This window comes from Streptomyces liliiviolaceus (assembly GCF_018070025.1).
In the GTDB taxonomy this organism is placed as follows: Bacteria; Actinomycetota; Actinomycetes; order Streptomycetales; family Streptomycetaceae; genus Streptomyces; species Streptomyces liliiviolaceus.
Map to the genome: position 1 here is coordinate 2577209 of NZ_JAGPYQ010000001.1, position 23940 is coordinate 2601148.

The 23940-nt window shown below is 72.2% G+C and carries 21 protein-coding genes and 1 tRNA gene; 7 read left to right on the plus strand and 15 right to left on the minus strand.

Translation table 11 applies throughout. The features are described 5' to 3' along the window. Positions 1 to 42 precede the first annotated feature (42 nt). From J8N05_RS11365 to J8N05_RS11385, 5 genes are all read right to left on the minus strand, one after another. On the minus strand, positions 43 to 408 hold the full coding sequence (locus J8N05_RS11365) for a hypothetical protein (protein ID WP_210882345.1): 366 nt from the start codon (positions 406 to 408) through the stop codon (positions 43 to 45). A gap of 141 nt (positions 409 to 549) precedes the next feature. Beyond that, on the minus strand, positions 550 to 1884 hold the full coding sequence (locus J8N05_RS11370; RefSeq protein ID WP_210882347.1) for an AAA domain-containing protein: 1335 nt from the start codon (positions 1882 to 1884) through the stop codon (positions 550 to 552). Beyond that, the gene (locus J8N05_RS11375; protein ID WP_210882348.1) at positions 1881 to 3527 is read right to left on the minus strand and encodes a hypothetical protein; all 1647 of its coding nucleotides are present in this window, start codon (positions 3525 to 3527) and stop codon (positions 1881 to 1883) included. Before J8N05_RS11375 ends, J8N05_RS11370 begins: the two co-directional genes overlap by 4 nt. Continuing rightward, positions 3524 to 4735, minus strand: coding sequence for a hypothetical protein (locus tag J8N05_RS11380; protein WP_247706236.1), 1212 nt, complete (start codon positions 4733 to 4735; stop codon positions 3524 to 3526). Before J8N05_RS11380 ends, J8N05_RS11375 begins: the two co-directional genes overlap by 4 nt. Next, a complete protein-coding gene (locus J8N05_RS11385; protein WP_210882349.1) occupies positions 4659 to 5654 on the minus strand; it encodes a phosphatase PAP2 family protein in 996 nt (331 codons plus the stop codon). The genes J8N05_RS11380 and J8N05_RS11385 overlap by 77 nt, the downstream gene beginning before the upstream one ends. A 207-nt stretch (positions 5655 to 5861) precedes the next feature. On the opposite strand from J8N05_RS11385, the gene J8N05_RS11390 reads away from it, so the two are divergent. After that, a complete protein-coding gene (locus tag J8N05_RS11390; RefSeq protein ID WP_210882350.1) occupies positions 5862 to 6458 on the plus strand; it encodes a histidine phosphatase family protein in 597 nt (198 codons plus the stop codon). Positions 6459 to 6463: 5 nt separating this feature from the next. Here J8N05_RS11390 and J8N05_RS11395 read toward each other — a convergent pair whose 3' ends face one another. Continuing rightward, positions 6464 to 7987 carry a hypothetical protein gene (locus tag J8N05_RS11395; protein WP_210882351.1) on the minus strand — a complete coding sequence of 508 codons (1524 nt, stop codon included), beginning with the start codon at positions 7985 to 7987 and terminating at the stop codon, positions 6464 to 6466. Between the two features lie 276 nt (positions 7988 to 8263). Here J8N05_RS11395 and J8N05_RS11400 point away from each other — a divergent pair, with 276 nt between their 5' ends. Both J8N05_RS11400 and J8N05_RS11405 read left to right on the plus strand, forming a co-directional pair. Beyond that, positions 8264 to 8644 carry a hypothetical protein gene (locus J8N05_RS11400; RefSeq protein WP_199854708.1) on the plus strand — a complete coding sequence of 127 codons (381 nt, stop codon included), beginning with the start codon at positions 8264 to 8266 and terminating at the stop codon, positions 8642 to 8644. A gap of 186 nt (positions 8645 to 8830) precedes the next feature. Further along, positions 8831 to 9691: a spermidine synthase gene (locus J8N05_RS11405; RefSeq protein WP_210882352.1), complete on the plus strand. Its 861-nt coding sequence runs from the start codon at positions 8831 to 8833 to the stop codon at positions 9689 to 9691. Positions 9692 to 9776: 85 nt separating this feature from the next. Here J8N05_RS11405 and J8N05_RS11410 read toward each other — a convergent pair whose 3' ends face one another. Beyond that, entirely contained in the window at positions 9777 to 10340 is a 564-nt protein-coding gene (locus tag J8N05_RS11410; protein ID WP_210882354.1) for a hypothetical protein, read from the minus strand. A 110-nt stretch (positions 10341 to 10450) separates the two neighbouring features. Here J8N05_RS11410 and J8N05_RS11415 point away from each other — a divergent pair, with 110 nt between their 5' ends. The 3 genes from J8N05_RS11415 to J8N05_RS11425 all read left to right on the plus strand — a co-directional run bounded on the left by J8N05_RS11415 (position 10451) and on the right by J8N05_RS11425 (position 14267). Continuing rightward, positions 10451 to 11182: a response regulator transcription factor gene (locus tag J8N05_RS11415; RefSeq protein ID WP_189775807.1), complete on the plus strand. Its 732-nt coding sequence runs from the start codon at positions 10451 to 10453 to the stop codon at positions 11180 to 11182. Then, the gene (locus J8N05_RS11420; RefSeq protein ID WP_210882355.1) at positions 11179 to 12642 is read left to right on the plus strand and encodes a sensor histidine kinase; all 1464 of its coding nucleotides are present in this window, start codon (positions 11179 to 11181) and stop codon (positions 12640 to 12642) included. The genes J8N05_RS11415 and J8N05_RS11420 overlap by 4 nt, the downstream gene beginning before the upstream one ends. Before the next feature lie 137 nt (positions 12643 to 12779). Then, positions 12780 to 14267, plus strand: a complete 1488-nt coding sequence (locus J8N05_RS11425; protein ID WP_210882357.1) for a glycoside hydrolase family 18 protein — start codon at positions 12780 to 12782, stop codon at positions 14265 to 14267. 199 nt (positions 14268 to 14466) lie between these two features. Here J8N05_RS11425 and J8N05_RS11430 read toward each other — a convergent pair whose 3' ends face one another. The 4 genes from J8N05_RS11430 to J8N05_RS11445 all read right to left on the minus strand — a co-directional run bounded on the left by J8N05_RS11430 (position 14467) and on the right by J8N05_RS11445 (position 19347). Beyond that, complete coding sequence (locus J8N05_RS11430) at positions 14467 to 15897, minus strand: GH1 family beta-glucosidase (RefSeq protein WP_210882359.1); 1431 nt, start codon at positions 15895 to 15897, stop codon at positions 14467 to 14469. Between the two features lie 188 nt (positions 15898 to 16085). Next, on the minus strand, positions 16086 to 17003 hold the full coding sequence (locus tag J8N05_RS11435) for a carbohydrate ABC transporter permease (RefSeq protein ID WP_210882360.1): 918 nt from the start codon (positions 17001 to 17003) through the stop codon (positions 16086 to 16088). Further along, the gene (locus J8N05_RS11440) at positions 17000 to 18028 is read right to left on the minus strand and encodes a carbohydrate ABC transporter permease (RefSeq protein WP_210882361.1); all 1029 of its coding nucleotides are present in this window, start codon (positions 18026 to 18028) and stop codon (positions 17000 to 17002) included. Before J8N05_RS11440 ends, J8N05_RS11435 begins: the two co-directional genes overlap by 4 nt. Beyond that, on the minus strand, positions 18025 to 19347 hold the full coding sequence (locus J8N05_RS11445) for an ABC transporter substrate-binding protein (RefSeq protein WP_210882362.1): 1323 nt from the start codon (positions 19345 to 19347) through the stop codon (positions 18025 to 18027). The genes J8N05_RS11440 and J8N05_RS11445 overlap by 4 nt, the downstream gene beginning before the upstream one ends. Before the next feature lie 424 nt (positions 19348 to 19771). Here J8N05_RS11445 and J8N05_RS11450 point away from each other — a divergent pair, with 424 nt between their 5' ends. Then, positions 19772 to 20827, plus strand: coding sequence for a LacI family DNA-binding transcriptional regulator (locus J8N05_RS11450; RefSeq protein ID WP_210882363.1), 1056 nt, complete (start codon positions 19772 to 19774; stop codon positions 20825 to 20827). Between the two features lie 88 nt (positions 20828 to 20915). On the opposite strand, the gene J8N05_RS11455 is transcribed toward J8N05_RS11450, so the two are convergent. The 4 genes from J8N05_RS11455 to J8N05_RS11470 all read right to left on the minus strand — a co-directional run bounded on the left by J8N05_RS11455 (position 20916) and on the right by J8N05_RS11470 (position 23821). After that, positions 20916 to 20988, minus strand: a tRNA-His gene (locus J8N05_RS11455). 107 nt (positions 20989 to 21095) lie between these two features. Next, positions 21096 to 21698, minus strand: a complete 603-nt coding sequence (gene orn, locus J8N05_RS11460; RefSeq protein WP_107016073.1) for an oligoribonuclease — start codon at positions 21696 to 21698, stop codon at positions 21096 to 21098. A 156-nt stretch (positions 21699 to 21854) separates the two neighbouring features. Further along, entirely contained in the window at positions 21855 to 23087 is a 1233-nt protein-coding gene (locus tag J8N05_RS11465; RefSeq protein WP_210882364.1) for a helix-turn-helix domain-containing protein, read from the minus strand. Between the two features lie 377 nt (positions 23088 to 23464). Beyond that, the gene (locus J8N05_RS11470; protein WP_210882365.1) at positions 23465 to 23821 is read right to left on the minus strand and encodes a hypothetical protein; all 357 of its coding nucleotides are present in this window, start codon (positions 23819 to 23821) and stop codon (positions 23465 to 23467) included. Between the last annotated feature and the right edge of the window lie 119 nt (positions 23822 to 23940).

A 23940-nucleotide genomic window follows, 5' to 3' on the forward strand; every position in this document is an offset into this window, starting at 1 on the left:
ACCGGACCCGCACCCGACGACCACCCCCGCCCGGGAGGGCGATCACACCGGATCCGCGTACCCCTCCGCGTCAGCCCCCCGCAACAACTCCCGCCCGAACTCCACCATCTTCACCGCATAGTCCTCGGTCCACTCGGCCCGCGCAGCGACCTCCGCCGGGGTCAGCCGATCGAACCGCCGAGGATCCGCGAGCTGCGCCGCGGCCATCGCCTGGAACTCCACGGCCCGATCGGTGGCCGCGCGGAACGCGAGCGCCAACTCCGTGGAGCGCGCCAGCAACGCCAGCGGATCGTCTATCGACTCCAGGTCGAAGAAATGCTCCGGATCGGTCGCCGCCTCCGCCGGCTCGAAGAGCAGCGGCGCGGGGCGAAGCCGCGGCTCGTTCCGACGCGGCGTGGGCTCCGCCATGACTTCTCCTCCTCGTACAGCGGTCGGCCCGTCCGTGTGGGCGGGCCACCGTCCATTGTCCCTTGACCGCGCAAGAGGGCCACCGGCCCCGACGCACGCCCCCGAACCCCCGAACACCCCCGTACGAACTCACGCGCTCCCTTACGACTCCCACACCACCCGGTGTTCAGACAGATGCGAGAACACGGCGTGATTCGCCTCCCAGCCGTCCGGGAACTTCACCGTGACGCCCAGCTGCACCGGCTCCGTGGAGGGGTGGTCGTCCAGGAGGTCGGTGACACCGGCGCGGCACACGACGATGCAGGCGTGCCGGTGGCGCGAGGCCAGCACGCACAGGCGGCCCGTCTCCAGATGGAAGGCCGTCGCGTCGGGCCGCCCCGACAGGGGGTGCAGGACGACGGTCACGTCGAACTCGCGGCCCTGCAGCCGGTTCGCCGTGTCGACCGTCACCTCGGGGACGCCCAGTTCGGCCAGCGCCGCCCGGACGGCCGCGGCCTGGTCGCGGTGGGCCGTGCCGACGGCGATGCGGTCGGCCGTCAGCGGGGCCGCGTCGGGAGACCGCTCCGAGGTCGCCGCGCCGCCCCGGTCCAGCAGCCTGCGTACGACCAGGGCGAGGGCCCGGATCGCCTCCGGGTCCGTACGCGGGGTGTGCCGGGCGGGCAGCTCCAGCAGGCCCCAGCCCGACTCGGCCGCCTCGTCGATGACGCGGTCGGGGCCCGAACCGTCCGACGGCACCGCGAAGGCGAGCCGCCGGTCGCCGTGGCCCGTACCGCTGCGGAACGGGGTGAAGGGGTAGAACGCGGCCGACACCAGCGGCGCCGCCGACGCCGGGAGCCGCCAGGAGACCGGCAGCCGGTGCTGCGGCAGCTCCGGATTGTGGGCGAGGAGGGTCGTCACCGCCGAGGCCGAGGGGTCGTACGACAGGCCCGCCCACTGCTCCGAGCCGACGATCGCGAACGGGTCCAACTGGCCCGGGTCGCCCACGAACAGCGCCCGCTCGAACAGCCCGGCCACGGCGAGCAGCGCGTCCGAACGCATCTGGTACGCCTCGTCGACGATCGCGTGCCGCCACGGCTCGACGCCTTTGACGTGCGCCCACTTCGCGGCCGTCGAGATCACCACGTCGAGCCCGGCGAGGTCGCCCGCCTTCGCGGACTTGCGGACGTTCGGCAGGTCGTCGAGCGCCTTGTCGTACGGGTCGGAGTCGCTGCTGTGCAGCCGGCCGACGGGCAGCTCCGGATTCTTCTCGGCGAGCCGCAGCACCAGGTCGTCCACCTGGGCGTTCGTCTGCGCGATGACCATCAACGGGCGCCCCGCCTCGGCCAGTTCGAGCGCGGCCCGTACGACGAGGGTGGACTTGCCCGCGCCGGGCGGCGAGTCGACCACGACCCCGCGGTGCGCCCCGTGCAGGGTGTCGCGCAGGATCGCGTCGGTGGCGCGGGCGGCCTCGGCCCCCGGGTCGAACACGGTGGTCACAGAACGTCCTCCGGGGTCACGGCGTCGGGCTGCGGGGCGGCGTCGGTCTCTCCGGGCGGCCCGCCGTGCGTCCACGGCGTGTCCTCCGGCTCGGGCAGCTTCGCGCCGCCCCGCTGCTCGTGCTCGAAGAGCGTGAAGCAGAGCGGATCTCCCTTCTCCGGTACGGATCCGGGCTCGGGCTCCTTGCCGCGGCCCATCTTGTCGAGGATGCGCAGCACGACGAGGGCGCCGCCGGACCCGGACCCGGACTCCGGCCCGGCCTCAGTTGAGTCGCCGGAGCCGTCCTGTTCGTACCCCACGAACTCCGCCGACTGCGGCTTTCCGCCGAGCGAGCGGTAGACCTTCGCCCGCTCGCCGAGATGCGGCCGGTCGTCCGTCCGCACGGTCACCAGGGGGCGCGGGGCGGCCCGCTTCCCCTCGCTGTACGCCATCACGACATCGACGACCTCGCCCGCGAACGCCTCGCCCCCGAGCCGGCGCCCGGCCATGACCAGCGGGTCGTCGAGGGCCTCCTGGGCCTCCAGCCGGGCCTGTTCGCGCTCGCGCGTGGCGAGTTTGTTCGCCGCGGTGACCGCGTCGTCGCGGCGCGGCTGCGGCGGCTCGCCGGCGAGGACCCGGTCCCGGTGGCCGGTGAACGACCAGCGGTCGCGGGTCCACCGGTCGGCCGCGCGCGGGCCTTCGGGCAGGGCCCGCAGCAGGTCCAGGCCGTGCCACACCGCGTCCCAGGTGGGGCGGGTGCGGCTGGCCACCAGCTCGTGGATGTGCCGCTCGGCCGCGGTGAGTTCACCGAGCCGGTCGTCCGCCTCGACACCGTCCTCGGCGGCCGCGAACGCCGTACGCGCGCGGTCGTAGCGCTCGATGGCGGGGGCGAGCAGCTTGTTGTCGAAGGCCGGGTCGGTGGCCGGTCCGGCGGGTGGGCAGACGAGCTGGCCCTCGGCGTCGCGCTGCAGTTCGGCGCGCAGTGCCGCGTCGGCGCCGGACTCGCCCTGGGGCGGGTCGATCCACGCGAGCAGCGCGCCGAGGTGCTGGTCCTCCAGGGAGGACTGGCCGGTGGCCCAGTGCCGGGACAGGGCGTCGGTGAGGGCCGTCAGGAGCGAGGAACCCGGCACCCGCGCCCGCTCCCCGTAGTGCGTGAGCCACCGCCCGAGCAGCGGCACGCGCGGCGGCGCGGGATAGGGGGTCTCCGGGTCCTGCTCGGCGGTCCGCCTGAACCGCATGGAACGCCCCAGCAGCCGTACGAGTTCGATGCCTGCCCGGCCCGGGACGATCAACTGCGGTGCGTCCGCGCACAGTTCGACCTCGACCTTGACCCGCTTGCCGGTCTCCGGGTCGGTCTCGTTGCGCTCGGCCGCCTCGACGTCGTCCGCGTAGGCGTCGATGTACGGCAGGACGATGTCGGCGAGTTCGGCGAGGAACGCGAAGCGGAGGTCGCGGTCGCGGGGCTGCGGCACGACGAGGAGGCGCGGGGCGTCGCGGTCCGTGCCGACCAGTGCGCCGAGGGGGGCGCCGGCCTCTCCCGCCGTGGTGAGCGGGACGAGGACCAGGGGGTGGTCGGTGAGGTGGCGGTGGCGGACCGTGGTGAGGGGCTGGGCTCGGCCGGTGTGCACGGCCTCCAGCCTTGCGAGGGTGGTGATCAGGGTCATTTCGACCCCTGGGGTTCGTTGTCGGGTGCTGCGGCGTCGTGGCTGGTCGCGCCGTTCCCCGCGCCCCTTCGGGGCGTGCCCAGGGCCTCTGCGCGGAGGGCTGCCGCTCTGCGGAGGGTTTCGACCGTGGGGTCCGTGGGGTCGCCCGTGTGGCCGTGGGCCGCCGAGAGGACGTCGGTGACCGTGGTCAGGGCGCCCAGTTCCGCTCGGAGGGAGCGGCCCAGGGAGGTGACCGCGCCCTCGGCGCGGGAGCGGGACCGGCAGTGGAAGGCCAGTTCGCAGGCGGCCAGGCACTCGGGGGCGTAGGTCGCCGGGACCGACTCCACCGCGGCCTTCAGTTCGGCGGCGGGCAGGTCGGGGGAGAAGCAGGTGCCCTCGGGGAGCGCGTCGGCGATGTCCTCGACACGGGTGAGGCGGTCCAGCTGCCGGCGGGTCACCGAGCACTGCTTGCGGACGTCCACGGCCGACGCGGTGGGCAGGTTGGAGAAGTCCTTCGGGCAGACCAGCAGCACCGTGTGACGGACCTCGGGCGCGGGGTCGAGCCGGGCCGCGACCTGCTCCAGCGCCAGGACGTACACCGCGGACTGGCGGGCCGCCGCGCCCACCTTGGCCGCGTCCGCCGAACCGTCCAGCATCGGGAAGGACTTGATCTCGACGACCGTCCAGCCGCCGTCGGGGTGCACGACCACCGCGTCCGGCTCCAGGAAGGCGGGGGAGCCCGCCACCTCCAGGGCGAGCAGCGGGTGGTCGAGCAGTGTCCAGCCGCCCGCCGCGGTGGCCTCGCGCAGCGCCAGCGCCGTACGGGCCGTGCGCCCCTCGGGGCCGCTGGCGCCGAGGTCGGGCACCGCGCCGCCCGCGGGCGGTTCGGCCCCCGCGTCCAGCTTCTCGTGCACGAGCCGCAGCAGCTCCGCGCCCCCGTCGGCCTTGACCCGCGCCTCGAAGGCGTTGCCCCGCATGAACGCGAACTGCGACTGCCCGAAGCCCGACGGCGAGCCGAGCGCGCTCGCCAGCGCCGTCTTGTTCACGCCCGCGCCGTCGAGGATCGCGCGCCGGCGGCACCCCGGATTGGCCGCGAGCGCCGCGAGGGCGCGCGCGTCCAGCGGCTGCGGGGGGACGGCCGGGCCGCGCAGCTCAGCGAGCCGCTGCCGGAGTCTCGTCCCCCGAGTCGACGGGACTGGCTGCCGGTTCGGCTCCCGGCTCTGCGGCACCCGGGGTGGCTGGGACCTTGCGTTGTCGGGGAAGTCGCTCACCCGGGGAAGTCTGGCACCCTGCACTGACAATTGAGGAACTTGTGTCGTGCGAGGCGACCGGTGCGGCGGGCGCAGGCCCCCCGAGGGACGGCGCGAAGGGGCGGATCCCGAACCGTGCCCGGAACGTGTCCGCGAGCCGCAGCACCGGCCGGGTGAGCAGGAACCCGACGCCCATGACGGCGAAGCCCGCGACCGCGTCCAGGAAGTAGTGGTTGGCGGTGCCCATCACCACGATCGTCGTGATCAGCGGGTACAGGACGCCCGCGATCTTGGTGAGCCGCGTGCCGCCGTACATCCAGAGCATCACACCGCACCACAGGGCCCAGCCGCAGTGCAGGCTCGGCATGGCCGCGTACTGGTTCGTCATGCCGCCGAGTCCGCGGGGCGCGCTCGCCTCGCCGCCCCACCAGCCGTAGTCGCTGTACTGGGCCATCGTGTCGACGAATCCGTGGCTCGCCGACAGCAGCCGCGGCGGGCAGGTCGGCAGCAGGGTGAAACCGATCAGGCCCATGAACGTGGACGTCATCAGCCAGGTCCGGGCGGCCCGGTAGCGCACCGCGCGGGACCGGAACAGCCAGACCAGGACGGCGGGCGTCACCATGTAGTGCAGCGACGCGTACCAGAAGTCCGCCGGGATGCCGAGCCAGGGTTCACGTGTGAACAGGCGGTTCAGCGGGTGCTCGGCGTTCAGGTAGAAGAACTTCTCCACCCGCAGGATCGCCAGGCCGTGGTCGACGGCATGGGTCACATCCCCGCGCGCGAGGAGCCGTCCCGCCGAGTAGGCCCCGTAGACCAGCAGGATCAGGGGCAGCTCGGTCCACCAGCGGAGGCGGGTCCGTGGTGCCGCCTCGCTGACTGGTGCATCGGTCCGCAGCATCCGATTCCTCCCCCTCCTGCTCCCCCGCGCGCAGTGCCGCGGACCAATGTACGGTCTGTGCGCTTCCCTCGTGGTGGCGCCCCCGGTGCTCAAAGACGCGGAGATCGCCCGCCGGGTTGCTTCTCGACCACGTGCGCGATGATTGAAGTGATCCATCCCTCGTTCTTCTGCGGTTCACCCGCCCGAGTTTCCCCGAAAGGCCCTTTCATGGCACCGCGCATCCTGTTGGCCCGGCACGGACAGACGCAATGGTCGCTGTCCGGCAAGCACACCGGCAGGACCGACATCCCTCTCCTGGAGGAGGGCAGACGCGGCGCGAAGCTGCTCGGCGAGCGCCTGCACGGGGCGCCGCTGGACGGCCTCCCCGGAGCGGAGGTCCTGACCAGCCCGCTCTCACGCGCGCGTGAGACGTGCGAGATCGCCGGCTTCGGCGGCCGGGCGACCCCCTGGGACGCGCTCATGGAGTGGGACTACGGGGAGTACGAGGGCCTGACCCCCGACGAGATCCGGGCCGACCGCCCCGACTGGCTGATCTGGCGGGACGGTGTGCCCGGGGGCGAGAGCCTCGCCGAGGTCTCCGCGCGCGCGGACGAGGTCGTCGCGCGGGTCCGCGCCGGGGAGCGTGACGTGCTGGTCTTCGCCCACGGCCACATCCTGCGGTCGATCGGTGCCCGCTGGCTCGGCCTGGACATCGACTTCGCGGCCCGCGTCCGCCTCAACCCCACGTCCCTCTCGGTCCTGGGCTGGGCCTACGGAGAGCCCGCGATCGAGACCTGGAACGACTGCGGCCACCTGGTCCCGTAGCCCGGTCACGGGCCGGCGGGCACTGCCCGGGCCGGTCGTGGCAGGGCGCCGTGCCGTTCCAGGAAGTCCGACACCCCCGAGGCGCGGCGGTGCGGCAGCAGGACCCTGGCCGTCCCCGCCAGCATGGTCTGCACCCGGGACGACTGGACCTCGTCCAGCAGGTCCAGGACGCGCAGCCCGGCCGCGGCGGCCTCGTCGGGGTGTCCGGCGCGGGCCAGGTCGTCGGCGAGCTCGGCCGTGTACAGCGCGAGGTTGCGGGTGAAGTGCGGGTCCTGGAGCCGGGTCGCCCGGCGGGCCTGGTGGGCGGCGCGCTGCCAGTCGCCGAGCGCCGACCAGCACTGCGCCTCCAGGCCGGCCAGTTCGGCGTCTCCGTAGAAGCTCATCCACTCCGGGTCGGCGTCACCGGGGCCCCGCCCGTACAGGGCCTGCGCACGTGTCAGTGCCTGTTCGCAGCCCCTCCGGTCAGCCAGCCCCGCCCAGCCGCCCGCCTCGCGCAGCGCGAGCAGCGACAGGAGCCGGGCCGAGCCCAGAGGGCGCGCCGCGTACTGCGCGGCCTGGGCCGCCCGTACCGCCTCGCGGGGGCGTCCCGCGTCCCGGGCGAGGAAGGACGTGTTGCAGAAGGCGTGCGCCTCCAGGGCGGGGTCCCTGGCCACCCGGGCCGTCGCGAGCGCCTCCGCGTAGTGCGAGCGGGCGTCGTCGAACCGCCCCGAGTCGTGCGCCAGCCAGCCGACCGAGATGGCCAGCTCACCGGCCCCCGTGTGCAGCCGCTCGGTGGTCGCCTGCCGTGCCGCACCGGCGTCCAGCAGGGCGTACGCGGCCCGCAGCGGAGCCGCCGCTCTCCGGTACAGCCCGTCGGCGCCGTGCCGGTCGTCCAGCACGCGGATCTTGCGGACGGCCTCTTCCAGCGCCCCCGCCTCGGCTTCGCCGGCGCGGCGCACGGAGCGCGGCGCGGCCTCGGCCATGCCGCCGAACGCGAGCCCCCAGGGGCCCAGTGAGGCGGCCGCCACCGTGGCGGTACCGCCGCTCATGAATGCGCGACGTTGCACGTCGCTCTCCTCGTCGTTCTGATCGTCGGTCTCATGCGGGTCGTACGGGGCGTGCTGGGCGTGCGACGCGGACGGGCCGTGTCCCGTTACATACGGCTCGCACACCCCGTCCGTCTCACGCGGGGCGGACAACGGGCTCGTGGTGCGAGGAGCGGGCGCCACCTCGGTGGTGCGCGCCCCCCGTCCACGCACCGCCGAACGGGGCACGAAGCCCAGGTCGGTCAGTGTCCGGCCGGGGAACATGTGCAGGAAAACCCGTTCGTACGCGTAGTTGGGGCAGCGGATCTCGCCCGCCTCGACCCGCCCGATGTAGCGCGCGTCGCAGCTGACCCGTTCGTCGATCTCCCGGGCCGCCCGCCGCACGGCGGCGGCGAACTCGCCCGGCGAGCGCTGTCCGCGCAGACGCCGGAAAGCGAGATTCGGCCGTGGCGGCCGAGGTGGTCGAGGTGACTGGGACGACGAGGTCGTCGGTGACGACGCCATGGCCGGGCCCTCTCTCGCGAACCGTCGGACCATGCCGGGACCGGCGCGAGTTGATCATGCGAGCGATCGGGCCGCACCTGTGTTTCCGGCGGGCACGAACGTACCCGCTGTGATGAGTCGACCACACGGGGTTTGGCTACAAAACGGATATCTCATCCCTGATCTGCCATGAACTGCCATCCTTTGCGGCCGAGTTTCGCCGTAGCCGTTGACGCTGTGCAGCGTTGAACCATGTGGTGTGCTCGATGGAGGAGGGGTTCCGTGGTGGAGGCCAGGATGGAGACCAGGCAGAGCGAAGGCCGCGGGGACCCTTGTGACCTCGTCACCGTGCCCGCCCGGCAGGGGCTGGAGGCCGTCGACATCCTGCGGCGGGGCGCTCCCGCGGAGGCGGTCGGGCCCGTTCTGCACGACGACAACTGCGACACGCTGGGGTTTCTGGTGCCGCCCGGTACGGCTTCCGCCTGGGACGTCCCCGGAAGTACGTGTACGCGGACCGACGGGCGGGGGGTGCGGCTGGCGCCGCCCGAGCCGCCCGTCGAGGGGTCGGACTGGCTGCTGCCGCCGGGGGAGGCGGAGCTGGCCACGGATCCTGCGGTGCTGCGGGCGGCGTTGGGGGAGGCGGCTCGGTTGATCGAGGCCGCGGATAACTGCCGTTGAGGGGGCAGGGGGGTTTGTGGGGCTTGGCGTCTCGTCGTCGAGTGCGGGGGCGTCGTGGCTGGTCGCGCAGTTCCCCGCGCCCCTTGGGGCTGCGCCCCCGAAAGGCAAAAGATTGCGCCGTTCCCCGCGCCCCTGAGAGGGCGCTGCTGCTGAGCCTCCTTTGTTCGCTGGGTCGATAATGGGGGGATGGGCAAGGGGAAGAATCGGCGTGGGGTGAGTGCGGCCGTTGTCGAGGAGGTCGACGGGGGGCTTGCCGAGCTGTTGCCCGATCGGGAGCGGGCGCGGGGGTGGACCCTGCTCATCGACGGGGCTCCGCAGTCGCACGTCGACCTCGACGATCCCGCGTATCTGGGCTTCGAGTACCAGCGCCGCATCGGACACGTCATCGACCTCGTCGCCCCGCCCGGCCGGCCCGTGCACGCCGTGCACCTCGGCGGGGGCGCCCTCACCCTCGCCCGGTACGTGGCCGCCACCCGCCCCCGCTCCACCCAGCAGGTCGTCGAACGGGACGCCGCGCTCGTCCAACTGGTCAGGCGCGAACTGCCGTTGGACCCGAACGCCCGGATCCGGGTGCGGTCGGTCGACGCACGCGACGGGCTCGCCAAGGTGCCGGACGGCTGGGCGGACCTGGTCGTCGCGGACGTGTTCAGCGGGGCGCGCACGCCCGCGCATCTGACGTCCGGAGAGTTCCTCACCGAGGTGCGCAGGGTCGTCAAGGCCGGTGGCCTGTACGCCGCCAACCTCGCCGACGGCCCGCCCCTGGCGCATCTGCGCGGCCAGATCGCCACCGCGGCCGGCGTCTTCCCCGAACTCGCCCTCGTCGCCGACCCCACGGTCCTGCGCGGCAAACGCTTCGGCAACGCGGTCCTGGTCGCCTCCGACCAGCCACTGCCGGTCGCGGAACTGACCCGCAGAGCGGCCTCCGACCCCCACCCGGCCAGAGTCGAACACGGCAAGGCACTGCGGGACTTCACCGGCGGAGCGCTCCCGGTGACGGACGCGCGGGCGGTGGCGTCCCCCGCACCTCCGCCGTCGGCCTTCAGGTAAGCCCCGCAAGGGGCGCGGGGAACTGCGCGACAAGCCCACACCGAACCCGCAGCCGGAGTCAGAACGCTCAGACCTCTCAGAACCTTCAGTACGTGTTCACTTCGACCCGCGGCGCGGAGTCGTGCCACGTACAGAACACCGACACCCGATCCGCCCCGGACGAGAACTCCACCCGGATCCACGTCTCCGTCTTCCACACCTGCATCGACCACCCGGACGCGGGCGTCGCGGACACCAGCGACGCCGACGACGTCCCGAGGTCGAAGACGGCCCGCCCCCCGTCGGTGTCGTAACTCTTCACCTCGCCCAAGGCCCCCGCGCTCGGCGAAGCCGCACCCGCCGGCTTCGAACGCGACGGCGACGGTGCCGGTGACGACGGAGTCGAGGGCGCGGCCGAGGACGAACCGCCCGCACGCGGCGGCCGGCTCTTCGACGGCGAGGCGGCCGACCCCTCCGAGGACTGAGGCCGGCTCGTCGACGACGACAGCGGTTTCGCCCCCTGCGTGGTCCCGTCCGCCGAGATCGGCAGCGCCCGCGGCGGATCGTAGGCCGTCCCGGTCATGACCGTGTGCACACCCCACCACGACAGCGTGACCGCCGCGCCCGTGGCGAGCGACCAAGCCAGTACGTGTACGAGTCCTCTGCGCATCGCGGGCCATCCTGCCCCACGAGTCCCGTCCGTGTCGCGTGTGTCCACAGGCCTGGGAGTTGTCCACAGGCCCAGGCCCCGGTCCGCCGGATTGGCGTACGGTGCGGCCCATGGCAAGTGTGCTCGTGGTCGAGGACGACCAGTTCGTACGCTCCGCCCTCATCCGGCATCTGACCGAGGCCGCGCACACGGTGCGCAGTGTCGGCACGGCCCTTGAGGCGTTGCGCGAGGTCGCCCATTTCCGTTTCGACGTCGTGATCCTGGATCTCGGCCTGCCCGACCTGGACGGGTCGGAGGCGCTGAAGATGCTGCGCGGCATCACCGACGTGCCCGTGATCGTGGCGACCGCGCGGGACGACGAGACGGAGATCGTCCGGCTGTTGAACGACGGCGCGGACGACTATCTGACCAAGCCGTTCTCGGTCGAGCACCTGTCCGCGAGGATGGCGGCGGTCCTGCGCCGGGCCCGGTCCTCGGCCTCCGAGCCGCCGCCCTCGCCCCAGCTCAGGGTCGGCGGTCTCGCCATCGACCCGCTGCGCCGCCAGGCCGAACTGGACGGCGTACGACTGGATCTGACCCGGCGCGAGTTCGATCTGCTGGCCTTCCTCGCGGGGCGGCCCGGTGTCGTCGTGGCCCGCAAGGAGCTGCTGGCCGAGGTGTGGCAGCAGTCCTACGGGGACGACCAGACGATCGACGTCCATCTGTCGTGGCTGCGGCGGAAGCTGGGCGAGACGGCGGCCCGGCCGCGCTATCTGCACACTCTGCGCGGGGTCGGCGTGAAGCTGGAGCCGCCCGGCCAGGGCGGGCTGCGCGGTCCGGCGGGCACGGAGCCGGCGCGATGAGGTGGGCGCTGGTGAAGGTCTGCGTGGCCGTCACCACGATGGTCGTGGTGGCCTTCGCGGTCCCGCTGGGCCTGGTGATCAGGGAGATGGCGAGGGACCGCGCGTTCTCGAACGCCGAGCGGGAGGCGGCGGCCGTCGCCCCCGCGCTCTCGATCACCACCGACCGGGCCGAGTTGGAGAAGGTCGTCGCCTCGGCCGCGTCGGACGCGGGCATGGCCGTGCACATACCCGCGGGCGGCGGCAGCGGCAGCGGCAGTGGTGACAGCGGTGCCAACGTTGACACCGATGGTGCCGGTGGAAAGTCGCAGGCCGTCGACATCGGGCGGCAGCGCGCCGCCGACAAGGACATCGCCATGACCCGGAGGCTGGGCCGGGCCTCCACCACCGAAGTGCCCGGCGGCTCCACGCTGTTGCAGCCCGTCGCGCTCAGCTCGGGCGCGATCGCGGTCGTCGAGGTGTACGTCCCCGAGGCGGAGGTCACCAACGGCCTGGGCACCGCCTGGGCCGTCCTCGCCGGGGTCGGGGTCGCGCTGATCGTCGGCTCGGTCGCGGTGGCCGACCGGCTCGGCGTGCGGATGGTGCAGCCCGCACAGCGCCTGGTGGAGAGCGCGCACGAGCTGGGGGAGGGGAAGCTGGGCGCACGCGTGCCCGAGGAGGGGCCGACCGAACTGCGGCTCGCGGCGGTCGCCTTCAACTCGATGGCCGACCAGGTCGTCCAACTGCTCGCCAACGAGCGGGAGCTGGCGGCCGACCTCTCGCACCGGCTGCGTACACCGCTCACCGTGCTGCGGCTCAACGCCGCCTCGCTGGGTGACGGGCCCGCCGCCGAGCAGACCAGGGCCGCCGTCGCCCAGCTGGAGCGCGAGGTCGACACGATCATCCGCACGGCCCGGGACGCCAAGCCGCAGACCGCCGCGGTCGGTGTCGGCGTCGGCTGCGACGCGGCCGAGGTCGTCCGGGAGCGCATGGACTTCTGGTCGGCGCTCGCCGAGGACGAGGGCCGCAAGGTGCGGGTGGCCGGGGTCGACCGGCCCGTACGGATACCCGTGGCCCGCGCCGATCTCGTCGCCGCGCTCGACGCGCTCCTCGGGAACGTGTTCCGGCACACCGCCGAGGGCACGGCCTTCGCGGTCGACGTGCACAACGGCGAGGACGCGGTGATCGTCCTCGTCTCGGACGCGGGCCCGGGGATAGCCGACCCGCAGGCCGCGATGGCCCGTGGCCGTGGCTCCGGCGCCGACGGCTCGACCGGACTCGGCCTGGACATCGTGAGCCGGCTCGCGGAGTCGACGGGCGGGGACGTGCGGATCGGCCGGTCCGTGCTGGGCGGCACCGAGGTCAGGATCTGGATCCAGCTGGACGGGCGCGAGCCCGAGCGGCGCGGCCACCGGGGCTCGGTGCGACGGCGCCGGACCCCCAGATTGGTCTCGACCTTTAACCGTCCCCGATCCCTTCCTTAAGCGCACCCTAAGAACCACACGTCCCGTCCGGATCGGGCGTTTTGCCGGTTTCCGGCTCGCTAGCGTGCTGCCGCACCCCCACCCTCGGTCCCGTCCACGGGAAATCCGGGGCCCCGTTCGGCGAAGGCAGGCACGCGATGAGCACGCACCGGCGCATGGCCAGTGGCAGGAACAAGGCGATAGGCGGCGTGGTCGCCGCGGCCGTGGTCGGCGGCGGAGCGCTCATGTTCTCCGGTACGGCCCAGGCGGCGGGCGTCGGCGCCGCCTACACGAAGACCAGCGACTGGTCGACGGGCTACACCGCTCAGTACGTCGTGGCCAACGACAGCGCCGGTGCGAAGACGGACTGGACGCTGGAGTTCGACCTGCCGTCGGGCGCCGAGCTCAGCTCGCTGTGGAACGCCGAGTCCAAGGTGAGCGGCCGGCACGTCACCGTGAAGCCGCCGTCCTGGGACAAGGACGGGCTCGCCAAGGGCGAGTCGGTGACCGTCGGCTTCGTGGTGCGCGGCTCCGGCGACCCGACCGGCTGTCTCGTGGACGGCGCCAAGTGCTCGGTGGACGACGGCGCGACACCGGAGCCCACCGGCCGCCCGACGCAGACCTCGTCCCCGTCGCCGGAACCGACGAAGGCCACCGCGACCCCGACGGCCACGCCGACCGCCACGGCCACCGCGACCAAGAGCCCGACCGCCACCCCCACGCCCTCCGGGACCACCGGCGGCGGCACGGCCGCCGGCGCCGGCTTCGCGCCCTACGTCGACACCTCGCTCTACCCCGCCTTCGACCTGCTCGCCCACTCCGCGGCCACCGGCGTGAAGGAGTACAACCTCGCGTTCGTCACCGACGGCGGGGGCTGCACCCCCAAGTGGGGCGGGGTGACGGACCTCGGCGGTGACGCGGTCGCCGCGCAGATCGGCGCGCTCCGGGACAAGGGCGGTGACGTCCGCGTCTCGTTCGGCGGCGCGTCCGGCTCCGAGCTGGCGCTGAACTGCTCGTCGGCGGACGCCCTCGCGGCGGCGTACGGCAAGGCCGTGGACGCGTACGACCTGACGAAGGTCGACTTCGACGTGGAGGGCGGCGCGCTGCCGAACACCGCGGCCAACACCCGCCGGGCGCAGGCGATCGCGAAGCTGCAGGCCCAGCACCCGGACCTGGACGTCTCGTTCACCCTGCCCGTCATGCCGGAGGGCCTCACCCAGGACGGCGTGAGCCTGCTCGCCGACGCCAAGGCGAACGGCGTCGGCATCGACACGGTCAACATCATGGCGATGGACTACGGACCGGCCTACAGCGACGACATGGGCACCTACGCCGAGCAGGCCGCCACCGCGACCCAGGCGCAGATCAAGGGGGTCCTCGGGCTCTCCGACTCCGCCGCCTGGAAGGCGGTCGCCGTCACCCCGATGATCGGCGTCAACGACGTCGCGTCGGAGGTCTTCAAGGTCGAGGACGCCACCCAGCTCGTGGCCTTCGCCGAGTCGAAGGGGCTCGGCTGGCTCTCCCTGTGGTCCGCCACCCGCGACAAGCAGTGCGAGGGCGGCACCAAGCCCACCGCCGACGCCACCTGCAGCTCGATCCTCCAGGACGCGAACGCCTTCTCGAAGGCCTTCGCCGCCTACAAGTAACCGCCCGCAGAAACCACTTGAGCGGTACCCCCGGACGCCCCCGCAGGAGGTCATGCCCGCGCGGGGGTCGCGCGCCCCGGCCGGCCTTCCCCCCACCCGGCCGGGGCGCGCGTGCACGCGTACGCGGGGCGCGGCACTCCCCTCACCGTGTGCCGCGCCCCGCCCCCGCCCGCTTCCCCCAGGAGGGGCGTCTAGCCGGTCATTCGGCCGGGCTCACCGGCGGCAGCTCGCCGGTGCGGGCCGCCTCGCGGTACCACAGGGCGCTCGACTTCGGGGTGCGCGCCTGGGTCGCGTAGTCCACGTACACGGCGCCGAAGCGCTTGCCGTAGCCGTACGCCCACTCGAAGTTGTCCATCAGGGACCACAGGTAGTAGCCGCGTACGTCCGCGCCCTCGGCGATCGCGCGGCGGACCGCGCGTAGGTGTCCGTGCAGGTAGGCGATGCGCTCCGGGTCGTGGACGCGGCCGTCCGGGTCCGGCTTGTCGTCGTAGGCGGCGCCGTTCTCCGTGATGTACAGCGGCAGGCCCGGCACCTCCCGGGTGTAACGCATGATCAGGTCCTGGAGGCCCGACGGGTCGATCGTCCAGCCCATCTCGGTGCGCTCACCGGGCGTCTGGTGGAAGGCCACGTCGTCCGCGCCCGGCCAGGGGGAGGAGGAGCTGGCCCCGTGGCCGTCCGCGCGCGGTCCCGACGCGTCCGCCGGGGCGGCCGACACCAGCGTCGGCGTGTAGTAGTTCAGGCCGAGCGCGTCCAACGGCTGCTTGATCAGGGCGAGATCGCCGTCGCGCACGTACGACCAGTCCGTCACCGAGGCCGTCGCCGCGAGCAGGGTCTCCGGGTACGCGCCGTGCAGCATCGGGCCGTGGAAGACGCCGTTGGCCAGGTCGTCGATCCGCTGGACAGCCGCCAGATCGGCGGGGTCCTGGGTGAGCGGCCTGACCACCGAGGAGTTGAGGCTCACCGCGATGGAGTTGCGGGCGGGCATCGCGGTGCGCAGGGCCTTGGTGCCCAGACCGTGCGCCAGGTTGAGGTGGTGCGCCGCCCGCAGGGAGGCCTCGTGGTCGGTGCGGCCGGGGGCGTGCACACCGGACGCGTACCCGAGGAACGCGCTGCACCAGGGCTCGTTGAGCGTGATCCACTGCTCGACGCTGTCCCCGAGCGCCTCACCGACGATCTGCGCGTACTCGGCGAAGCGCAGCGCGGTGTCGCGCTCGGGCCAGCCGCCCGCGTCCTCCAGCTCCTGGGGGAGGTCCCAGTGGTAGAGGGTGATCGCGGGCTTGATGCCGTGCGAGAGCAGCTCGTCGACCAGGCGCCGGTAGAAGTCGAGGCCGCGCTGCACGGCGGGCCCGCGGCCCGTCGGCTGCACCCGGGACCAGGACACCGAGAAGCGGTACGCGGTCAGGCCGAGGTCCGCCATCATCGCCACGTCGTCGCGGTAGCGGTGGTAGTGGTCGTTGGCGATGTCGCCGTTCTCGCCGCCCGCCGTCTTGCCGGGCGTATGGCTGAAGGTGTCCCAGATCGAGGGCGTACGTCCGTCCTCCCGCACCGCCCCCTCGATCTGGTACGCGGAGGTCGCGGAGCCCCAGAGGAAGGCGGGCGGGAAGGTCACGGGCGTTTCGGGCTCGGGCATGGAAGCGCTCCCATGGGAGGAAGGTCGTTGGAGACCAGGGGGATGAGACCAGGCGTGTGAGGTACCGGAGGGTCACGGGGTACCGGGCGTACGGGGTGCGGGACGGGGGCGAGGCGGCGGCTCGGCCCCCGTCGGGCGTGCGTGCGGGTGCGGGTGGCGTGCGCGGGTGTGGTCGGGCGCGTGGCGGGTCAGCCCTTGATCGCGCCCTGCATGATGCCGCCCACGATCTGCTTGCCGAACAGCAGGAAGGCGATGAGCAGCGGCAGGGTGCCGAGCAGCGCGCCCGCCATGATCACCGCCTGGTCGGGCACATAGCCCGTGCCGAGCGAGTTGAGGGCGACCTGCACGGTGGGGTTCTGCTGGTTGAGCGCGATGATCGGCCACAGGAAGTCGTTCCAGGCCATCACGAACGTCAGCAGTCCGAGCACGGCCATCGCCGGCCGCGCCGCCGGGAAGACGACGTGCCACACGATGCGCAGACTGCTCGCGCCGTCGACCCGCGCCGCCTCGATCAGCTCACTGGGCAGCGCCTGGATCAGGTACTGCCGCATGAAGAACGTACCGAAGGCGCTGACCAGGGTCGGCAGGATGACCGTCTGCAGCTGGTTGGACCAGCCCAGTTCGCTCATCCACAGATACAGCGGTACGACCGCCAGCTGCGGCGGGATCATCATCGTGCCGATGGTCAGCAGCAGCAGGACGTTCGAGAACTTGAACCGCAGTTTGGCGAAGGCGAAGCCGGCGAGCGTGGAGAACAGGACCGTACCGACGGTGATGGTTCCGGCGACGATCGTGCTGTTGACCATCGCGGTGCCCAGGCCCCCCTCCTCCCACGCGCTCTGCAGGTTCTTGAAGAGGTTCCCGCCGATCCACAGCGGCGGCGGAGTCTCGGCGAGCCGCTGGTTGGTGCGCGAGGCCGCGACCACGGTCCACAGCAGCGGCGCCAGCGAGACGAGCGCGAAGACCGCCAGGACGACGTAGGTGACGGGACCCGCGTGCATCTGTTTGCCCGCGCCCATCAGCCGGCGGCGCCCGGAGCCGTCCCGGGCGGCCCTCTCGGCCGCGTCCATCGGCGCCTGAGGGGGCGTCAGTTCGCTAGTGGTCATTGGGTCTTCCTCAGCCGTCGGGTGATCAGCAGGTTGATCGCGGCGACGATCAGCAGGATCAGGAACATCGTCCAGGCGATCGCGGACGCCTTGCCGAGGTTGCCGATGATCCAGCCCTGGTCGTACATGTACAGGCCGAGCGTCTGGTACTGGTGCTCGGAGCCGCCCTTGGAACCGCTGACCCCGCCGAACAGGAGCGGTTCGCCGAACAGCTGCGTCGCGCCGATCGTGGAGACGACCACGGTGAACAGGATGGTGGGCCGCAGCATCGGGATCGTCACATGGCGGAACTGCTGCCAGCGTCCCGCGCCGTCCAGGGCCGCCGACTCGTACAGGTCGGAGGGGATCGCCTGCATCGCGGCGAGGTAGATCAGCGCGTTGTAGCCGGTCCACCGCCAGATCACGATCGAGGAGACGGCGAACTGCGAACCCCAGGTGGACTCACGCCAGTTGATCGCGTCCACCCCGACGAAGTGCAGCAGCCAGTTGATCATGCCGCCGTCCCACGAGTAGAGCAGGACGAACACCAGGGTCGCGGCCGCCACCGAGGTGGCGTACGGGGTGAGCATCACGACCCGCCACAGGGTCGAGCCCCGCAGCTTGTAGTTCAGCAGATGCGCGATGCCGATCGCCATGAGCAGCTGCGGCACGGTCGAGATCACACCGATGGTGAAGGTGTTCTGCAGCGCTCCCCAGAAGAAGTCCGAGGACATCAGGTTCTTGTAGTTGTCCAGGCCGACCCAGGTCTGCTGGTCCAGGTTGGACAGCTGCACGTTGTGCAGCGAGTACCAGGCCGTGTACAGCAGCGGGATGAGCCCGAAGGCACCGAAGAAGATGAAGAAGGGGGCGACGAACGCGTACGGCGACGCCTTCATGTCCCAGCGGTACAGCCGGCTGCGCCACGAGCCGGGGCCCGGGGGCGGTGTACCGCGACCGTGAGCACGGCGCGCCGCGCCCGGCTGGGAGCCGGGCGCGGCGTCGGCGCTCGGCGCGGTTCGCGCGAGAGCCTGCTTGGAGCTGGTCACTGGCCGAGCACGTCCTTGATCTCCTTGGTGGCCGCGTCCCAGCCCTGGTCGGGCGTCTTGCCCTTCTGCTCGACCTGGAGGATGCCGATGTCGGAGATGGCGGTGTTGATCGGCTGGTCCTTGACGCCGAAGATCTGCGTCGGGATGGTCTTCGCCGAGTCGGAGAAGATCTGCGTGATCGGCGCGTCCGAGAAGAACGTCGTGGTGGCGGCCTGCGGCTTCAGGCTCGCGTACGCCGACGGGGTGGACGGGAAGCTCGCCTGCTTGCCGAAGACCTTCGCCTGCTGCTCGGGGGCGGTCAGCCACTTCGCCAGCTTGATGGCCTCCTTCTGGTGCTTGCCCGCCGTGGGCACACCGATGAACGAGCCGCCCCAGTTGGCCGCGGTGGGCGCCGCCGCCACGTCCCACTTGCCCTTGCCGGCGTCACCGGACTTCTCCTGGATGTAGCCCAGCATCCACGCGGGGCAGGCCACCGTCGCGAAGCCGCCGTTGGCGAAGGCCTGGTCCCACGGCTTGTCGAACTGCTTCAGCTTCGCCGACATGTTGCTGGTGGCCACCTCCATCGAGGCGTCCCAGGCCTTCTCGACCCCGGCGGACTTGTCCCAGATGACGTTGCCGTCCTTGTCGTAGTACCGCTCGCTCTCGCCACCGAGCGCCGCGTTGTAGACCGAGGCGGCGGAGTCCACGAACTTGGTGCCCTTGGGCGCCTTCTTCATGTAGTCCTTGCCGACGTCGACGTACTTCGACCAGTCGCCCTTCCACTGCTCGGCGAGCTTGACACGGTCCGTCTCCAGGCCCGCCGCCTTGAAGAGGTCCTTGCGGTAGCAGACCGCCATCGGGCCGATGTCGGTGCCGAGCCCGATGGTCTTGCCGTCCTTGGTGGTGGCCTGGGCCGTCTTCCAGTCCAGCCACTGGGACTTGTCGACGTCCTTGCCGAGGTCGACGAACTTGTCGCCCTGCGTCTGGACGGCCTCGGCGACGTTGCCGACCTCGATCGCCTGGATGTCGTCGGTACCGGAACCGGCCTGCAGACGGGTGAGCGTCTTGGGCCAGTACACGTCCGTACGAGTGGTGACGTTCTCCTTGATCGTGATGTCGGGGTTCTGCTTCATGTACTCGTCGTAGAGGCCGGCCTGCTTGTAGCCGAAGACCCCGAAAGTGCCGATGGTCAGCGTGGTCTTGCCACCGCCGCTGCCGCCGTCCGAGTCCGACGACCCGTCGTCCGAGTCCTCGGCGCAGCCGGCGAGCAGCCCCGTCGTCAGCGCGGCCACGGCCGCGAGGGCCATCAGCCTGCGGGACCCGCGGGTACTCGTGCGCATTGCGTCCTCCTGTTGCCTGACGTGCCGACCCCCCGGCCAACTGCGTTGTTGGGCCCGTTAGTTCATGCTGCGGCTCGGGCGGGGAACGTGCGGGATGTGTATGTGTCAGGTACTGTGGGAGCGCTCCCACAGGTGATGTGTTGAAGGTTCGTCGCTCGGCGCGGGGGTGTCAAGGGAGAGGACGCAGAGACGTGTCTTCAGTTATCGGGCTGTTAGCTAACGCCGACGGAGACGGCGAGAGTAGGTCTCCGACGGTTGCGGGACGGCTTCGGGAAGGCTCCGGATCGGCTTCGGAGTGGTCCCGGGGATGCCGGGGGAGGGCGTCCGGAAAGTGGAGGCATGGTCTCCGCGGGCCCGGCCCCGATCACGGCTGTTAGATTCCAGGCCAAGCGCGGTGTCAACCGTGTCGGACGGGAGGCGGACCATGGCAGTCCACGGAGCGCGGAGCCGGAGCGGCGGGAGGCCGACCCTCGAAGAGGTCGCCGCGCGCGCCGGGGTGGGCCGCGGCACGGTCTCCCGCGTGATCAACGGCTCGCCGCGCGTCAGCGACGCCACCCGGGCGGCCGTGGAGGCGGCGGTCGCGGAACTGGGATACGTGCCGAACACCGCGGCCCGGGCCCTCGCCGCCAACCGCACCGACGCGATCGCCCTGGTCGTCCCCGAGCCCGAGACCCGCTTCTTCGCCGAGCCGTACTTCTCCGACATGCTGCGGGGTGTGGGCGCGGCGCTCTCCGACACCGAGATGCAGCTGCTGCTGATCTTCGCGGGCAGCGACCGGGAGCGGGCCCGGCTGGCCCAGTACCTGGCGGCGCACCGGGTGGACGGGGTCCTGCTGGTCTCGGTCCACGCGGACGACCCGCTGCCCGACCTGCTGGCCCAGCTGGAGATCCCGGCCGTGATCAGCGGTCGCAGGTCGGCGGACGAGCCGCTGCCGTCCGTGGACTCGGACAACTTCGGCGGCGGCCGGTTCGCCGTCGAGCACCTGTTGGCCCAGGGCCGCCGCACCATAGCCCACCTGGCCGGACGCCTCGACGTGTTCGGTGCCCAGCGCCGCGTCGACGGCTACCGTGCCGCGCTGCGCGACGCGGGCCACGAGGTCGACGAACGCCTCATCGTGCCGGGGGACTTCACCGAGGAGGGCGGCCGTCGCGCGATGACGGAACTGCTCGCCGTCTGCCCGACCCTGGACGCGGTCTTCGCCGGTTCCGACGTGATGGCGGCCGGCGCCCGGCAGGTCCTGCGCGAGGTGGGGCGCCGCATACCCGACGACGTGGCCCTCGTCGGCTACGACGACTCGGCGATCGCCCGCCACATGGACCCGCCCCTGACGAGTGTGCGCCAGCCGATCGAGGACATGGGCCGCGCGATGCTCGGCCTGCTGATGGACGAGATCGCGGACCGCCGCCCGGCGGTCTCCCGGGGCCTGGAGCGACGGCAGCTGGTGCTTCCCACGGAGCTGGTGGCACGGCATTCGTCGTGACCCCGCACGGGGGACGGCCGTGACCCCTCGTGGGGGAAAAGCAGCAGAGGGCCGGACCGCTTTCGCGGTCCGGCCCTCTGCTCATCAGGGTGAGTGACGGGACTTGAACCCGCGGCATCCTGGACCACAACCAGGTGCTCTACCAGCTGAGCTACACCCACCATGACCGGCGATCCTGCGCTTGGTTCACCTGAAGTGGTTCACCGACCGGCCGAGAAAAAGTGTACAGGGTCCGAAGGGGTGCTCGCTCCCGCCTTTTCGGCGGGGGCTACTGCGCGGGCAGGACGTGCTTCGCGGCGATGGAACGGGCCGTGTCCGAGTCCGGTCCGGGCTGCGGGACGAAGATCGCCTCGCGGTAGTAGCGCAGCTCGGCGATCGACTCGCGGATGTCGGCCAGCGCCCGGTGGTTGCCGTTCTTGTCGGGACTGTTGAAGTACGCCCGGGGGTACCAGCGGCGGGCCAGCTCCTTCACGGAGGAGACGTCCACGATCCGGTAGTGGAGGTACGCCTCCAGGGTCGCCATGTCCCGCAGCAGGAAGCCGCGGTCCGTGCCCACCGAGTTCCCGCACAGCGGGGCCTTGCCCGGTTCCTTGACGTGCTCACGGATGTAGGAGAGGACCTCCTCCTCCGCGGCGGCCAGGGTCGTGCCCGCGGCCAGCTCGTCGAGGAGACCGGAGGACGTGTGCATGGTGCGCACCACCTCCGGCATCGTCTCCAGCGCGGCGTCCGGCGGACGGATCACGATGTCCACCCCCTCGCCGAGCACGTTCAGCTCCGAGTCGGTCACCAGCGCGGCCACCTCGATGAGCGCGTCCTCCGACAGCGAGAGACCGGTCATCTCGCAGTCGATCCACACCATGCGATCGTTCATGGGCTCACCCTACGGCCCGCTCACCCGCCCGGGCAGGCCCGGGACCTCGGCAGTCGTGACCGGCGGGGCGGTGAGGCGGCGGGGCCGGGGGCCGCGAACGGCGCCGGCCCCGGACCGTGAGGGGTCCGGGGCCGGCTTACGACGTCACCGCGGGAGCTAGGGCGCGCTCCGCTGGCCCGGCAGGCTGTGCCGTCCGGCCGCGTACAGCTCCGCGCCCGGGCGGCCCGCGTCCGCGGAGAGCGACGAGGCGGCCGCGCCGACCGCGTGGGCGGCCGCCGTGCGACGGGTCTGGAACGGCACGGGCGACTCCTGCTGGAGCACCGGCGGCGCCGGTGGCGGCGAACCGTCCGGGTCGCTCTGCTTCTCACCCTGCGGGCGGCGCGCCCGGTACGCGGCGCGGTACGCCGCTGGGGAGGAGCCGAGCTGGCGGCGGAAGTGCCCGCGCAGCGCCACCGGCGAACGGAAGCCGCAGCGGCCCGCGACCTCGTCCACCGAGTAGTCGGACGTCTCCAGGAGCCGCTGCGCCTGGAGCACCCGCTGCGTGATCAGCCACTGCAGGGGAGCGCTCCCGGTGAGCGAGCGGAACCGGCGGTCGAACGTACGCCTGCTCATGTACGCGCGTGCCGCCAGCGTCTCCACGTCGAACTGTTCGTGGAGGTGCTCCAGTGCCCAGGCGACGACCTCCGCGAGGGGGTCGGCGCCGATCTCCTCAGGTAAAGATCGATCGAGATAGCGCTCCTGGCCGCCGCTGCGCCGGGGCGGGACCACCAGACGGCGGGCCAGTGCCCCGGCCGCCTCGTTCCCGTGGTCCGTCCGCACTATGTGCAGACACAGATCGATCCCCGCCGCGGTGCCCGCCGACGTCAGCACGTCGCCGTCGTCCACGAACAGCTCGCGGGGATCGACATGCACCGACGGATAGCGCTTGGCCAGCGTCGGTGCGTACATCCAGTGTGTGGTCGCGGGACGGCCGTCCAGCAGTCCGGCCGCGGCGAGCACGAAGGCGCCGGTGCACAGCCCGACTATGCGGGCGCCCTCCTCGTGTGCCCGGCGCAGCGCGTCGAGCGCCTCCTCCGGTGGCGGTGAGGTGATCGACCGCCAGGCGGGCACGACAACGGTGCCCGCGCGGGAGATCGCCTCCAGCCCGTTGGGCGCGGTGAGTTCCAGGCCACCTGTGGTCCGCAGCGGGCCTTCCTCACCGGCGCACACCAGTAGTCGATACCGCGGCACGCCGGCGTCCTGGCGGTCGATGCCGAACACCGACAGCGGTATGGAACTCTCGAAGATGGGGCCGCCGCTGAACAGCAGCACCGCGACGATCTCCTTGCGGCGTCGCCCGGATAGTTTCCGGACTGCGGCTTCCGGCGCGGCAGTGGAGTCGTGGCTCATCCTGCTAAGCCCCCCTCGGTGGTCGCGGCTCCTCGGTTGTGTCGCTCCTGCACGTTTCCCCTCGGTCCTGCACGAGTCCCCCGCCGTAAGACGTCAAGATCGAATCTACTGTGTCGTGTGGTGCCGAGGTGGCCAGTTCAGCACTCGGCAGATTGTCGACATGGCAACTTGGCGTGAAGCATTCGATCACGAAGCGTTGCACTCGTGGGCCGCACAGGGAAGTGCGCCTCGTCCCCGTGGCCGGTCCCCGTAGGGTGCGGGCACCCTACGGGACCCTTTCGGTGCAGGTCGAACGGGGGTTGGGGGGTGGTTCGGCCAAGGGGTACGCCTGGCATGGAAGTTGGCTGAAAAGCAGCGGGCGCGTGCGCACAAACCGGTCAGTCAACCGGCGTATTTCCACCGGCATGCTGCCGGCCTCCGCGGTGGTTGCCGTGGCGCTCACCGTCGTCTGCCCCGCCCTGCCGCACATGATGCGGTGTCCGTTCCGCCGCGTGCAGTTGCGCCGCGCCGCGCTCGGATCGGCGCAGCAGCACCCGGCAGGCGCCCGTCACCGCGGCGAGGCCGAGGGCCGTGCCGGCCGCGCCCGCCGACGAGGTCCCGTACCCGACGAGGACGACCGGGACCAGGACGCAGCTGAAGGCCGCCCAGCGGACCACGTCCGTGGCGGTGTCCTGTGCGGTGCCCCTGCCTTTGCCGGCGGGAGGGTGGGGGGCGGTCGTGTGGTGGCCGGGCACGGTGGGCTCCTCCCTGGGGGGTGTGGGGTACCTGGGTTCAACGCTTGTTCGAGCGGGCGGTCACGGGGTGCGTCCCGTCGGGTGCGGGTCCGGTGGGGGCTGGTCGCGCAGTTCCCCGC

What these genes read in the sequence shown, in the direction of transcription:
- J8N05_RS11365 (WP_210882345.1), bottom strand. Translation starts at nt 408, where the DNA reads ATGGCGGAGCCCACGCCGCGTCGGAACGAGCCGCGGCTTCGCCCCGCG.
- J8N05_RS11375 (WP_210882348.1), bottom strand. Translation starts at nt 3,527, where the DNA reads ATGACCCTGATCACCACCCTCGCAAGGCTGGAGGCCGTGCACACCGGC.
- J8N05_RS11385 (WP_210882349.1), bottom strand. Translation starts at nt 5,654, where the DNA reads ATGCTGCGGACCGATGCACCAGTCAGCGAGGCGGCACCACGGACCCGC.
- J8N05_RS11390 (WP_210882350.1), top strand. Translation starts at nt 5,862, where the DNA reads ATGGCACCGCGCATCCTGTTGGCCCGGCACGGACAGACGCAATGGTCG.
- J8N05_RS11395 (WP_210882351.1), bottom strand. Translation starts at nt 7,987, where the DNA reads ATGGCGTCGTCACCGACGACCTCGTCGTCCCAGTCACCTCGACCACCT.
- J8N05_RS11400 (WP_199854708.1), top strand. Translation starts at nt 8,264, where the DNA reads ATGGAGACCAGGCAGAGCGAAGGCCGCGGGGACCCTTGTGACCTCGTC.
- J8N05_RS11405 (WP_210882352.1), top strand. Translation starts at nt 8,831, where the DNA reads ATGGGCAAGGGGAAGAATCGGCGTGGGGTGAGTGCGGCCGTTGTCGAG.
- J8N05_RS11410 (WP_210882354.1), bottom strand. Translation starts at nt 10,340, where the DNA reads ATGCGCAGAGGACTCGTACACGTACTGGCTTGGTCGCTCGCCACGGGC.
- J8N05_RS11415 (WP_189775807.1), top strand. Translation starts at nt 10,451, where the DNA reads ATGGCAAGTGTGCTCGTGGTCGAGGACGACCAGTTCGTACGCTCCGCC.
- J8N05_RS11420 (WP_210882355.1), top strand. Translation starts at nt 11,179, where the DNA reads ATGAGGTGGGCGCTGGTGAAGGTCTGCGTGGCCGTCACCACGATGGTC.
- J8N05_RS11425 (WP_210882357.1), top strand. Translation starts at nt 12,780, where the DNA reads ATGAGCACGCACCGGCGCATGGCCAGTGGCAGGAACAAGGCGATAGGC.
- J8N05_RS11430 (WP_210882359.1), bottom strand. Translation starts at nt 15,897, where the DNA reads ATGCCCGAGCCCGAAACGCCCGTGACCTTCCCGCCCGCCTTCCTCTGG.
- J8N05_RS11435 (WP_210882360.1), bottom strand. Translation starts at nt 17,003, where the DNA reads ATGACCACTAGCGAACTGACGCCCCCTCAGGCGCCGATGGACGCGGCC.
- J8N05_RS11445 (WP_210882362.1), bottom strand. Translation starts at nt 19,347, where the DNA reads ATGCGCACGAGTACCCGCGGGTCCCGCAGGCTGATGGCCCTCGCGGCC.
- J8N05_RS11450 (WP_210882363.1), top strand. Translation starts at nt 19,772, where the DNA reads ATGGCAGTCCACGGAGCGCGGAGCCGGAGCGGCGGGAGGCCGACCCTC.
- orn (WP_107016073.1), bottom strand. Translation starts at nt 21,698, where the DNA reads ATGAACGATCGCATGGTGTGGATCGACTGCGAGATGACCGGTCTCTCG.
- J8N05_RS11465 (WP_210882364.1), bottom strand. Translation starts at nt 23,087, where the DNA reads ATGAGCCACGACTCCACTGCCGCGCCGGAAGCCGCAGTCCGGAAACTA.